Origin of the sequence: Burkholderia sp. Bp9031 (assembly GCF_003857965.1) — a bacterium.
GTDB classification, from domain to species: domain Bacteria; phylum Pseudomonadota; class Gammaproteobacteria; order Burkholderiales; family Burkholderiaceae; genus Burkholderia; species Burkholderia ambifaria_A.
The window spans coordinates 238066-250813 of record NZ_QTPW01000002.1; the positions used below are offsets into that span (position 1 = coordinate 238066).

The window sequence follows — 12748 nt, forward strand, 5'->3', positions numbered from 1 at the left end:
TTCCCTTTCCGGCCCTATACTGTTGGGCCTGTCATGACTGGAGCGATTCTTTGTTACAGATCTTCGCGCTCATCGGCGCGTTGTTCCTGGTGGCCCTGAACGGGTTTTTCGTCGCAGCCGAATTCGGCCTCGTCAAACTGCGCGCGACGCGCGTCAAGACACTTGCCCGCAAGCACGGCCTGCGCGGGCGCATCCTCGCCATCGTGCACGGCCGGCTCGACGCGTATCTGTCCGCGTGCCAGCTCGGCATCACGCTCGCGTCGCTCGGCCTCGGCTGGGTCGGCGAACCGGCGTTCGCGGAACTGATCGGCCCGCTGCTCGACCTGATCGGCGTGCAGTCCGAACGCATCGTGCACCTGATCTCGCTCGTGTTCGCGTTCTCGCTGATCTCGTTCCTGCACATCGTGGTCGGCGAACTCGCGCCGAAATCGATGGCGATCCGCCAGTCGGAGAAGGTCGGCCTGTGGGTCGCGCTGCCGCTGTATGCGTTCTACTGGGCGATGTACCCGGCGATCTGGGTGCTCAACACCAGTGCGAACGCGGTGCTGAAGCTCGCGGGGCTGTCGGCCGACCACGGCGGCGATGCGCACTACTCGACCGACGAGCTGAAACTGATCCTGCGCAGCCGCCGCAGCACGGCCGGCAACACGGCCCAGCCGGCGCGCGGCGCGTACACTAACGACGAGTGGAACACGCTCGCACATTCGCTCGATTTCTCATCGATGACGGTGTCGGACCTGATGCGGCCGGCGCATGAAATGATCGGCCTGCGTCGCGACCTGCCGCTGCCCGACAACATGGAAATCGTCGCGCGCCACCGCTTCAGCCGCTATCCGCTGTTCGAGGATGCGGCGCGCGAACAGGTGAGCGGGCTGATCCACCTGAAGGACCTGCTGCTCGCGCGTCACGCGGGTGCAGCGCTCGAGGACCTGTCCGATTACGTCCGTCCGGTGCAGTACGTAAAGCCCGACACGCCGGCGCTGGAGCTGTTCCGCCGCTTCCGCAAGGGGGCGCCGCACTTCGCGCTGGTCGGCAACAAGGGCGCGAAGCCGATCGGCTTCCTGACGCTCGACAACCTGCTCGGCGCGCTGGTCGGCCAGATCCACGACGAGTTCCGCCAGGGCGACGCGGACTGGACCCGCCTCGACGACGGCACGCTGATGGGCAAGGGCAGCCTGCCCGTCGTGTCGCTCGAGCAGGCGCTCGGCATCGACATCGACGAAGGGCGCGCGGAATCGGTCGGCGGCCTCGTGATCCAGGCGCTGAGCGATTTGCCGACCGAAGGGCAGCGCGTGTCGTTCGATCGCTTCGACGTCGTCGTGAAGAAGATGAACGGGCCACGCATCGTGCTGGTGCGCGTGTATCCGAAGATCGCGAAGGAGGCCGACGAATGACGGTCGCCGCTCGCCGCCCGCGATGAGCGCGACGCTGCCGCGCTGCTGCGTGATCACGCCGGAGCTGGCATCCGCGTCGGCCGCCGATCGCCAAGCCTTCCTCGACCGGCTGTCGGCCGTGCTCGCGCGCGGCGAGATGCTCGTGCAGCTGCGCGTCAAGTCGTTCGACGCGGCCGCGTTCGCGCAGCTGGCCGCCGAGGCGCTCGCGCGCTGCGACGCCGCCGGCGCGCAACTGATGCTCAACGGCCCGATCGACGCGGCCGGCGTGATGCAGCTCGACGGTGCCGGCTGGCACCTCGACGGCGCCGCGCTGCGCGCCGTCGCGCAACGGCCGCTGCCGCCCGCGCGTCGCGTATCGGCTGCATGCCATGCAGCCGACGATCTCGTGCTGGCCGCGCGCGCAGGCGCGGATTTCGTCACGCTGTCGCCCGTGCTGCCGACGCTCAGCCATCCCGGCGCGCCGACGCTCGGCTGGACGCAGTTCGCGGCATTGGCCGCGCAGGCGGCGATGCCGGTTTATGCGCTCGGCGGCATGACGCGCGCGCATCTCGACGACGCGCGCCGCCACGGCGCGTACGGCGTCGCGGGCATTCGCAGCTTCTGGTAAATGCGGCCAGGCGCGTCGGCGCCCGGCCTTCCCGGCATCACACGTTCAGATCGGGGCGCCTTGCGCGCCATGCGCCATCGTCGATCCGGCGTACGTCGTGCGTGAGCGCATACTGGTTGACGTCACCCGTCAGCCACGCGACGAGCGAATACGGCGGCAACTCCCCTTCGTCAACCCGGTCGCGGGCGCGTGCCGGCGTCTCGAACACGACCCGCCCTCTCGGCGCATCGAACGGCACCGCGTCGGGCGACAGGTTCAGTGCGATGGTCAGCGTCTCGTCATCGGCGAGCCGCCATGATGCGAGCAGCGCATCGGCATCGCCGTCACCATCCGCCTTCAGCGTATGCGCGTCCTGCGGCCGGCAATCGGACAGCCGAGGCGCAATCAGCTTCGCGCGCACCGCGAGCGCCGACTGCACGAAATGCACACGATCGATATCGCGCGCGGTTTCGTCGAAGATCAGCGGGATCTGCGGCGTCAGCAGCGACAGCGCGAGCGCCGCGAGGCCGGGCGCATGCTCATGGTCGCCATGCTCGCTCTCGCGGCATGCGCCATCGGACAGCACCAGCGACGTCAGCGACAACCCTTCGGCGCACGGGCCATCACCCGACGTGGCCGGCTGGAATGCCGCGCCGGCCGCGGTCAACGCGCGGGCCAGCGTATGGATCGACTGGTGCGCCGATATCCCCTCGTGAGCGGCCGCGTCGCGGTCCATCAACCGGTGCAGCGCGCGTTCGCCGCAACCGTTCCACTGCGCATCGAAATGCGTATCGGCCAGATGCACCGGATGACGCTCGCTGCCGAGCACGAGGTGGATCAGCCGGTCGGCCGGCACGGCCGCGCGCACGCGGTCGGCGATCTCGCGCAGCCACGACGTGCCGATCCGGTCGGCCTCGCGCAGCCGCAGCCCGTCGCAACGGTATTCGTCGATCCAGTACAGCGCGTTGTCGCAGAAGAAATCGCAGACTTCCGGATGGTCGAGCGCGAGCGGCGGCGCCTGCAGCGGATCGTCGCGCGTATGAAAGAACGGCACCGCGTAATGGCGCAGCGCGTCGGTGCCGCTGCCGAAGCGTGCGTAATCGAGCTCCAGCAGCACCGCGAGACCGTAGCCGTGCGCGTCGTCGATCAGCGCCTTCAGCGCGTCGGGCCCACCTTCCACCGCGAGCGGCGCGAACGGCAGGCTGTCGTGCGGCGACGCAAGCAACTCCAGCGCGGTCACGCCGAGACGCGCAAGCTGCGGCAGCCGGCGGCGCACGCCGTCGAAGCCGCCCACCGCGTGAGGACGAATCGCGTACAGCGCGATGTCTTCCCACGGACGGCCGCGCCAGAACGTATTGCGCCACGTGAACGCGCGCGGATCGACGACCTCGCTCGGGCCGTTGAGCCCGTCGGGTTGCGAACGCGATGCGGGATCGGGAATCGACACGACATCGTCGAGCCGGTAACGGTAACGTGCACCCGCACCGCATTCGACGAACGCTTCGAACCAGTTCGGACCGGCCGCCGTCATCGGGACGAGCGTCGGGCCGTAACCGGTATCGAGTTCGAGCTGAACGTGCGTGCTGCCCGGCGCCCATACGCGGAAATGCGTTCGCGGCGTCGTACCGAGCGCGCCGCAGGGCTGCGCGCCGGACGGCAGGCAGTGAATGTAGTGCTGCGCATACGGATCGTGCGGACAATCTGACATCATGCGCTCCTCGTGCGTGCCGAGCGGCATGGCCGCGCGATCGGCGCGGCGCATCGGGGCCCGGCATGCGACGGCCAGGCAGGGGGGAACAAAAGTATGCGCCGGTTTCACGATTGCAACGCATCGAATCCTCACATTTTTAAATGCGAATCGACCCCGCCAACGTTGGCGCGCGTTGCGCGCCGAGTCAGGTAGTCCGCATACCGGAATGGTCGCTCGCCTTGTTGTGCCGCCGACCCGCGCTTACGCTCGGTGCGATGCGTGGACACCCGTCCGCGCCCGAACCCGAGGAATCCGCCATGTCGCTCCCCGCCAGCGCCGCGAAGTTCGATCCGGCACGCGCGCACGAATACGCCGAACAGTCCCGCATCGCGCTCGCCGGCTACGACGCATGCCACGAACTCGCCGCGTGCATGCTCGCGTCGTCGATCGGCGTGGCCGATGCACGGATCCTCGTCGTGGGTGCCGGCGGCACGGGGCAGGAAATCTGCGTGCCCGCCGCGCTCGAACCGGGCTGGCAGTTCACGGCGGTCGATCCGTCCGCGCCGATGCTCGCGCTCGCGCGTGCCAACGTCGAAGCGGCGGGTTTCGCCGCGCGCACGCACTTCATCGAGGCCGGTGTCGATGCGCTGCCCGAGGCGCCCGCCTTCGACGGTGCGACGCTGATCGGCGTGCTGCATCACGTCCCCGGCGACACCGCGAAGGCCGCGCTGCTGGATGCGATTGCGCGCCGTCTGAAACCCGGCGCACCGCTCGTGATCGCGGGTAACCATCGCCGCTATGCGGACCACCCTCGCCTGCTCGACGCGTGGCAGCAGCGCTGGCGCATGAAGGGCGCGACGCCCGACGCCGTGCGTGCGCAGTTGGCGAAGATCCTGCAAGGCGCCGATCCGCCGGCTTCCGAGGAAGTCGTGTTCCGGCTGCTGCACGACGCGGGTTTCGATGCACCGCTGCGCTTTTTCTCGAGCCTGTTCTGGGGCGCGTGGATCGCGGTGCGGCGCGGCGTGTGACGGTGCGCGCTCGAGCGCGGCGGCACGAACGAACCGCTCGCGTGCTCTATGTCAGCGGTGTCAGCCCAGCAGCCCCGCCGCGACGTTGATCGACAGCCCGAGCACGGCCATGTTGAAGTAGAACGACAGGATCGACTGCGCGAGCACCGAGCGGCGCGCGGAACGATTCGCGAGCGACACGTCGGCCGTCTGCGACGCGACCGCGAGCGTGAACGCGAAATACAGGAAATCCCAGTAGTCGGGCTCGAGCTTGCTGTCAGGAAAGCGAAGCGCGCGATCGCCGCTCGGCGAGCCGTAATAGAGCCGCGCGTAGTGCAGCGTGAAGATCGTCGGGATCAGGAACCAGGCGCCGAACAGCGTCGCACCGGTGACCGCGTAATGGCCGAGCCCCGCGCGAAAGCCGACGCTCTTCGCGGTGGCGAGCTCGATCGCGATCGCGGCGACGCTCGCGACCGTCGCGAGGCACACGACGGTCAGCACGGTCGTCGCGTTCTCGTCCTCGCGGATCGCGACTTCGCGCACCTTGTGATGATGCGCGGTGACCATGCGCACCCACATCAGCACGAGATACAGCCAGACCGCGCAATCCCAGCCGATCAGCACGCGCGCGGTCAGCCTCAACTGGAGCGGCAGCAGCACCGCACACGACACGCCGGCGACGAAGGCCGCGACCATGCGCGGCCGGTTGCGTAATACCTGCGGATAGAACGTCATCGTGCGATTCCGAAAGCGGATGGAAAGGGTTCGGCCGGCGCGCAAACGCCCCGCTGCGCCGTGCCGGCGGGTACCGCCCCGATTATCGCCATTCCTGCATGACGTTGCGATGGGCGTGAGCGCCTAAGATATCGGCATGACTCCTGCCCTCTGCCACCATCCCGCGAACGCGGCCGGCCGCGACTTCGTCGTCGGCGATCTGCATGGTTGCGTGGATGTGCTGCGCGCGCTGCTGCACGACATCGGCTTCGACCCGGCTCGCGACCGGCTGTTCTCGGTCGGCGACCTCGTCGACCGCGGCCCCGCGTCCGAAACCGCGCTCGAGCTGCTCGACCGCCCGTGGTGCCATGTCGTGCGCGGCAATCACGAAGAAGTGCTGAGCCTCGTGTCGCGCGGCAAGCTGTCGCCCGATGCGTGGCGCGGAATCGGCGGCGACTGGGGCGCCGATCTCCCGCCGGAACGGCTGCACGCGCATGCGGCGCGCGTCGACGCGCTGCCGCTCGTGCGCGTGATCAGTGACGGTGCCGCGCGCTTCAACGTGCTGCATGCGGAATTTTTCGGTCCGGATACCGAACTCGATACCGGCAACTATTCGCCCGACGTGCGCGAGCGGCTGATCTGGGGGCGCGACCTCGTCCAGGGGCTTGTCGACCCGGCCCGGCAGGCCGGCCTGTCGCTGACCTGCACCGGTCATACGCCCGTGCGCGCGCCGCAACGCATCGGCGCGCAATGGTTCATCGATACCGGCGCGTTCGCACCGTCGGGGCGGCTGACGATCGTCGAACCACGCACCGGCGATACGTGGTCGCTCACTCAAGCCGACGCACGCGCACGTCATGCGGGCGATTTGCCGCTGCCCTGAGCGCTGCAACGCTGATAGCGCCCCCACGCACGCGCGTGGGGGCGCTCATGCCCCCCGCTAGCCGACCTGGTTCAGCTCGAACACCGCATCGATCGCGGAACCGTTCCAGTTGTATTCGAGATACGCCGCGTGATGACAGTCGCGCAGCAGTGGCGTGCGGAATGCCGCGAGACACTCGCCGCTCGGGTCGCGCACCGACGGATAGACGATCCCCGCGCCGCCCGCATTGCGCACCGCGCGGCCGAGCGCCTGCCCTGCGCTGTAATCGAGCGGATCGAGCAGCGCCGGGCTGCGTTGCGGCCACGTGCGCACGTCGGCGACGTCGCCCTGCACGACCACCGTGTAGAGCCGCATCTGCTGGCGCATCGGCGGCTCCTTCGTCGCGGCCAGGAACAGCCCGCTGTGATAGCGGGTTTCGGCGATCGCCGTATCGCGCGACCGCCCGCAGTAGAACACGCCGTAGCTGCCGTCGGAAAAGCGGCTGCCTTGCGGATTCAGGTGCGTGAATGCGGCCATGATCGGCCCCCAGCCCTGGCCGTAGCGACGCTCGGCCGGCGGCACGAGTTCGAGCGTGCCGACTTCGTGGCGGATGCGATCGTTGGTCAGCGATTCGAGCGCATACAGCGCGTCGAAATCCTCGGCGGACGCGACGCGATCGAACAGGTTGATGGCCGGAAAACGGGTGGGAATCACGCGATAGGCAGGTGCCCAGTCGACGACGGTCGTGGGCCAGTGTTGCGTTTCGGTCGGCATCGTCACGCCCAGCCACCCCGCATCGCGTCGAGATATTGCCGGACGGCGACCAGGTCGCCGACATTGCCGGCGAGCATCCGGTCGAGCGCGCGCTTGCCGCCGAACGGCACCGCGTCGTTGGGCCGCTTGACCCAGGTGTCGGCCGCGGCCGGTTGCGGCAGCAGGATCTGCAGCGCCTTGTAGATGCCGAGCAGCAGCGATAGCCGCTCGAGCGTATCGCGCGGCAGGCGCGCCGATTCGGGCGCTGCCTTCCACTTGAAGAACGTCGAGCGGCCGGGCGACCCGAGCAGCACGATCTGTTCGTCGATCGTCAGCTCCCAGTCGCGCGCGATGTTGAAGAACGCACGCAGGCCGGCCGCCGACATCTGCGCGACCGAGGCCTGCCGCGGGGCGGAATGCGGATCGAAGGCGGGCTGTGACATGATCGTTAGTCTCAAAACGAATTTACTAACAAGATTAGTCCATTTCCGTATTTTTGCAAGGGTCGCCCCCCGCGACGTCGGCATCCCGTCCGATGGATCGATATTTTTTGTCCATTCTGGACTCAGATTTTATTTTCTGCGTTAATGACCGTGCGGACAGCGCATCGGAACGCGGTGCGCCTGCAGCAACCGTGTCGCCCAGAACCGGATAGACCCACGCCAAGGAACCATCATGAAGAGACTGATTGCCGCCGTTTCGATCGCCCTGCTCGCGGTATCGGCAGGCCCTGCCGTCGCAAAGGACTGGACCACGCTGCGCTTCGGCACCGACGCCAGCTACGCACCATTTGAATCGAAGGCGCCCGACGGCAAGCTCGTCGGCTTCGACATCGACCTCGGCAACGAGATCTGCGCGCGGTTGAAGGCCAAATGCGTGTGGCTCGAGAACGATTTCGACGGGATGATTCCCGCGCTGAAGGCGAAGAAGTTCGACGCGGTGCTGTCGTCGATGTCGATCACGTCGCAACGCGCGGAACAGATCGGCTTCACGACGAAGATCTACAACCAGCCGACGCGCCTCGTCGTGAAGAAGGGGTCGCCGCTGCTGCCGACGGCCGAATCGCTGAAGGGCAAGTCGATCGGCGTCGAGCAGGGCACGACGCAGGAAGCGTATGCGAAGGCGTACTGGGCGAAGCAAGGCGCGAACGTCGTGTCGTACCAGAACCAGGACGGCGTGTATGCGGACCTCACATCGGGCCGTCTCGATGCCGCGCTGCAGGACGAGGTGCAGGCCGCGATCGGGTTCCTGAAGTCGCCGCGCGGCGCGGGCTACCAGTTCGTCGGGCCGGAGCTCGTCGACGAGAAGGTGCTCGGCGTCGGCGCCGGCATCGGGCTGCGCAAGGAAGACACCGACCTGAAGGCGAAGATCGACCGCGCGATCCTCGACATGGTCAAGGACGGCACCTACAAGCGGCTCGCGTCGAAGTACTTCGACTTCGACATCTACGGCGGCTGAAGCTGAAGCGGCGTCGCGCGCGTACGGGTGCGATGCCCGTCGCGCGCGTCCGACCGCCCCTCCCCTGCTCGCCGGACGGCGACGCCTCCCTGACGTTCGCCGTCGTGCCGGTTGCATCGTCCGTGTCGCTCATCCGGATGCCGCAAATCACGCGCATTGCAGACGGATCGCCTGCGCTGGCGACCGCAGGCGCTCGACGTCAATAAGCGAAGACCGGGCGCCGGGGCACCGGTGCCCGAGTGCACATCCCCATGCGGATCGGGTTGGCAAGCAGGAAAGCGCCGGCCCGGCGCGGATGACCGGGTATCAACCGGATCCGCCTCGCACCGGGCGCGGAGAGATGGCCTGTCGACGCATGCCGGCCGGCAGCAAGATGCGCGGTCGACCGGCGATGGGTCGAATCACTGCGATCGCGGCCTGCCGGCCGCGGCGTGTGGCGATCGTTCATCATTTTTCTACCCCGTATTCGAGCCGTTGCTTGTACCGGCAGCCGGACATCGCCGGCGCCCCGACGATCCGACGACGACGGCCCGTGCCGGCCGGAACGGGGCTGTGCCGCCCGTCCCGCCGATCATCCCCGCGGACTGCGTCCTTGCCGGCCCTTGCAGGGTTCGCTGCCGAACCGGCCGGACGCCACGTCGTCGACTCTCGCACCTCAACCTGCGCAAGGAGCGGGCCAGCTTCGTACGAGGCCGGCTGCACAAGGCTTTCATCGGACAAGCCCGCGGCACGATCGGGCGGGACATGCAGGACGTTGCGAAACTGAAACATGCCGCGCGCGGGCGGCCTCGGCTGCGCAGCGGCGACGCCTTACCGGACAAGGCGCACGGACGATACGGAAAATTTTCCCGGTGCGGGCGGCACGCCGCCGCCCGCGTTTGCCGGGTCTACTTGCGCGGCCGCCGACAGGAAACGTTTCACGCCCTTTACATGCCGCCGATCGCCCGCGCACGGGCCGGTGCGGACGCGTCCCTGCCGCCGTTCAGCCGACTCGCTGGTGGTCCTCGTCGCCGGCCGGCGAGCCGTCCTTTCCGCCGTTGTCGCCGTTGTTGTCGTGGTCGTTGAGCCCGTGCTCGATCATCATCCGGTAGAGCGTCACGCGCGAGATGCCGAGTTCGGCGGCGGCCTTGTTGATCCGGTGATCGTTGCGCAGCAGCGCGTTCTCGATCGCGGTGCGCTCGGCAAGCGAACGTGCCTGCTCGAGCGTCACGGGCTCCGTTTCGCCCGGCGTCTCGAGCCCGAGATCGTGCGGCGTCAAGAGCCGGCTCTCGGCCATCACGATCGCGCGGCGCACCCGGTTGATCAACTCGCGCACGTTGCCGGGCCACTCGTAGCGGCGCATCGCGTCGAGCGCGGCCGACGTGAAGCCGCTGATCTTGCGGCCGCTGTCGGCCTTGTATTTCTGCAGCACGTAATGCGCGAGGATGTCGATGTCCTTGCCGCGTGCGCGCAGCGGCGGCTCGTGAATGCGCAGCACGCAGAGCCGGTGATAGAGGTCCGCGCGGAAGCGTCCGGCCTCGACCGCGCCGTCGAGATCCACGTGCGTCGCCGAGATGATCCGCACGTCGACCGGAATCGATTCCTGGCCGCCGAGCCGCTCGATCTTCCCTTCCTGCAGGAAGCGCAGCAGGCTCGCCTGGCTTTCGACCGGCATGTCGCCGATTTCGTCGAGAAACAGCGTGCCGCCGTTCGCGGATTCGATCCGCCCCGCGCGCCGCTGGTTCGCCCCGGTGAATGCGCCGCGCTCGTAGCCGAACAGTTCCGACTGCAGCAGGTGATGCGGAATCGCGCCACAGTTGATCGCGACGAACGGGCCCTTGCCGCGCACCGAGCGCTCGTGGATCGCGAGCGCCGTCAGCTCCTTGCCGGTGCCCGACTCGCCGGAAACGAACACGCTGGCGTCGGTTTTCGCGACCTTGCGAATCGTGCTGAACAGCTGCTGCATCGCTTCGCAGTTGCCGATCATCCCGTGCTCGCCGATCGACGCCGCGTATGCCGCGCCGTCGACGCGATCGAGCGCGGCCATCCCGCGTGCATGGCCGAGCACGTGCGAAATCCACTCGTACGGCAACGGCAGCGTTACGTAATCGAAACAGTAGCTGCGGATCAGTTCGCGCACGGCCGGGCCGATCGTGATGCCGGCCTGCGCGACGGAAATCCAGCCGATCGCCGGCTGGCTCAGGCACGCCTTCAGCGCGGGGTAGTCGCGCGACGTGAAGCCCGAGAAATCGACGAGCCCGGCGGCGACGTTCACGCCGGACGTCATGTTCTGCGCTGCGCCGGCCGTCTTCGCGACCGAGATTTCCCAGCCGAGCTCGCGCAATTGCGCCAGCAACGGCTCATCCGGCGAACGCATGATCACGAACAGCTTGCGTCCGGCCTCGGGTGCGGTAACGGATACGAGCGGCATCTCGGGTGCCGCCGTCGCGTTTGCGTCGGGTGACCTTGCAACCATCGTTGTTCCCCGCTTGGCGTTGGTATCGTGCGCCGGCTCGCCGCCGCGTCTGACGGACCTCGATTGAACCGACATATTGGCCGCATTTCCGTCCGAATAAAATCCCCCCGGCAATAATCGTGCGCCGGGCGAGTCCTTTCATGAACGGTATATCGATGCCGCCGACGCGCGGCTAGATGGGTGTTATCCCGGTGGCGCGGCGGGCGCGAAACAAGGCCGTACGGGAAGCGAACGCGCGAAACCGCGCCGGCGCGGGCGCGGCCTGGCGGCCGTCCCGGCGCCCGCGCGCGCAACCGTTTCCGGCTTGACGCCGGTCAATCGTCAGACGAAGCGCGGTTGATGCACGAACGCAACACCCGCCGCATGGCACGGCGGCTGCGTCAGCGCCCGGATGCGAGCGGTGCGAGCGCGTTGGCGCGGCCGCGTCCGGCCGCCGCGTCGTCGTGTCCACCGTACGCGGCGACGAGCGCGTCGACGCGCGCGAGGTGGTGGCGGTTGTCGTGGTCCCACGGATGGAAGCCCGGCCGCAGGAAGCTCAGCCATTCGCCGGCGATGCGCGGAAACAGTCCGCGCCGCGGCCCGTACAGGAACGCGAGCATGCGCAGCATCCCGCGCACGTGATGCCCGGCGCCGCGATCGCGCCACAGCAGCGTCACGTGCATCAGGAACACGCTCGGCCAGAACGTCAGCGTCGTCAGCAGGTACACGCCGACACGGATCGGATAGCGGCGCAGGCCCGGCTTCATCACGGCGTTCCACACGTCGTAGGACACGGCCTTGTGCTCGGTTTCCTCGAGCGCATGCCATACCCACATCTGCCGGTAGCCTTCGACCGAGCCATCGAGACGCGTCGGGTCGCGCAGGATCCAGTCCGCGAGCATCGCCGTGTAGTGCTCCGCCGCCACCGTGTGCGCGAGCTGCACCGAATGCGGCAGCTTGCGCTTCATGAAGCCGAGCACCGCCCACACGCGCTTGTCGAGCTTATGCGCGGGCAGCCGGTTCGCCTGCATCAGCTCGTTGTATTCGACGTGCTCGCGCGTATGCATCGCCTCCTGGCCGATGAAGCCGAGCACCTGGCGCTTCAGCACGGGATCGTCGATCCGGTCGCGATAGTTGCGCACCGAATCCATGAAAAAGCGCTCGCCGGCCGGAAACAGCAGCGACAGCGCGTTGAAGAAGTGGGTCACGTGCGGGCCGAGCCCGTGCCAGTCCTTCGCGCGTTCGACCGGCAGGTCGAAGCGCAGGTCGCGGCGCACCGGCATCACCTCGGCTGCGGTGGCGGAAGCGGCTGACTTCATGCTTGTCGTTCTCCTTGTTTTCGGGCAGCCCGGCAGCCGTTGCGGTCTTGCCGGCGCGGGCCCGGGCGGCGCATCGCGCCACGCCGAAACCTTGACATCGATAGCTGTAAAGATAGGCTCGGGGCAGCGCCGCGCGCAAGTCGCCCGGTAGACGCGCGCTTCCAAACAGGGCACGGTCGGCAGTGCGGAAAAAACGATGCCGGAACGAGGTCCACGCGTGTCGCGATTCGAACGCGCACACCGGCGCGCGCCCGGCGGGCGGGCGCCGAACGCGTGCACCGCAACCGGCGTGAAAGCACCGTGCGGAGGGCGTTTCACGGGATTGCGCGGCAGCCTTCCACGCGACGCCGATCACCCCGGGTAGCACCAATTCATACGCACACCCGTTCGCGTGGTGCCACCTCGTCGGTCCCGCTCGCGAAAAATTCAAACGCGCGTTCCATTCGGGTTTCGGGCGAGGTGCGTGAGCGCCGTCGCGATCGACGCCGGATCGACGTACAGCCGGGCCTTCGCCGCGTGCGGCGGCCCCTG

Annotated in this window: 11 protein-coding genes; 5 read left to right on the top strand and 6 right to left on the bottom strand. The window is 68.1% G+C overall.

Annotation, left to right across the window (positions count from 1 at the left end; all coding sequences use genetic code 11):
* Positions 1-50: 50 nt before the first annotated feature.
* Both DIE15_RS04255 and DIE15_RS04260 read left to right on the top strand, forming a co-directional pair.
* Entirely contained in the window at positions 51-1394 is a 1344-nt protein-coding gene (locus DIE15_RS04255) for a hemolysin family protein (protein ID WP_057924048.1), read from the top strand.
* A 22-nt stretch (positions 1395-1416) separates the two neighbouring features.
* A complete protein-coding gene (locus DIE15_RS04260) occupies positions 1417-2001 on the top strand; it encodes a thiamine phosphate synthase (RefSeq protein WP_124832467.1) in 585 nt (194 codons plus the stop codon).
* Between the two features lie 37 nt (positions 2002-2038).
* On the opposite strand, the gene DIE15_RS04265 is transcribed toward DIE15_RS04260, so the two are convergent.
* Positions 2039-3688: a DUF3459 domain-containing protein gene (locus tag DIE15_RS04265; protein ID WP_124832554.1), complete on the bottom strand. Its 1650-nt coding sequence runs from the start codon at positions 3686-3688 to the stop codon at positions 2039-2041.
* A gap of 299 nt (positions 3689-3987) precedes the next feature.
* Here DIE15_RS04265 and DIE15_RS04270 point away from each other — a divergent pair, with 299 nt between their 5' ends.
* Positions 3988-4698 carry a class I SAM-dependent methyltransferase gene (locus DIE15_RS04270; protein WP_057924050.1) on the top strand — a complete coding sequence of 237 codons (711 nt, stop codon included), beginning with the start codon at positions 3988-3990 and terminating at the stop codon, positions 4696-4698.
* A 60-nt stretch (positions 4699-4758) separates the two neighbouring features.
* On the opposite strand, the gene DIE15_RS04275 is transcribed toward DIE15_RS04270, so the two are convergent.
* Positions 4759-5412 (bottom strand): DUF1345 domain-containing protein, encoded by a 654-nt coding sequence (locus DIE15_RS04275; RefSeq protein ID WP_057924051.1) that lies wholly within the window; start codon positions 5410-5412, stop codon positions 4759-4761.
* Between the two features lie 136 nt (positions 5413-5548).
* On the opposite strand from DIE15_RS04275, the gene DIE15_RS04280 reads away from it, so the two are divergent.
* Positions 5549-6274, top strand: coding sequence for a metallophosphoesterase (locus DIE15_RS04280; protein WP_124832468.1), 726 nt, complete (start codon positions 5549-5551; stop codon positions 6272-6274).
* A 57-nt stretch (positions 6275-6331) separates the two neighbouring features.
* Here the strand turns inward: DIE15_RS04280 and DIE15_RS04285 are convergent, their stop codons facing one another.
* Both DIE15_RS04285 and DIE15_RS04290 read right to left on the bottom strand, forming a co-directional pair.
* Positions 6332-7027 carry an RES family NAD+ phosphorylase gene (locus tag DIE15_RS04285; RefSeq protein WP_124832469.1) on the bottom strand — a complete coding sequence of 232 codons (696 nt, stop codon included), beginning with the start codon at positions 7025-7027 and terminating at the stop codon, positions 6332-6334.
* A gap of 2 nt (positions 7028-7029) precedes the next feature.
* Positions 7030-7449: an MbcA/ParS/Xre antitoxin family protein gene (locus DIE15_RS04290; protein ID WP_057924054.1), complete on the bottom strand. Its 420-nt coding sequence runs from the start codon at positions 7447-7449 to the stop codon at positions 7030-7032.
* Between the two features lie 232 nt (positions 7450-7681).
* On the opposite strand from DIE15_RS04290, the gene DIE15_RS04295 reads away from it, so the two are divergent.
* Complete coding sequence (locus DIE15_RS04295; protein WP_057924055.1) at positions 7682-8464, top strand: ABC transporter substrate-binding protein; 783 nt, start codon at positions 7682-7684, stop codon at positions 8462-8464.
* Positions 8465-9446: 982 nt separating this feature from the next.
* Here the strand turns inward: DIE15_RS04295 and DIE15_RS04305 are convergent.
* Positions 9447-10919, bottom strand: a complete 1473-nt coding sequence (locus DIE15_RS04305; protein WP_057924056.1) for a sigma-54 dependent transcriptional regulator — start codon at positions 10917-10919, stop codon at positions 9447-9449.
* Between the two features lie 380 nt (positions 10920-11299).
* Positions 11300-12217, bottom strand: coding sequence for a metal-dependent hydrolase (locus tag DIE15_RS04310; RefSeq protein WP_057924057.1), 918 nt, complete (start codon positions 12215-12217; stop codon positions 11300-11302).
* Between the last annotated feature and the right edge of the window lie 531 nt (positions 12218-12748).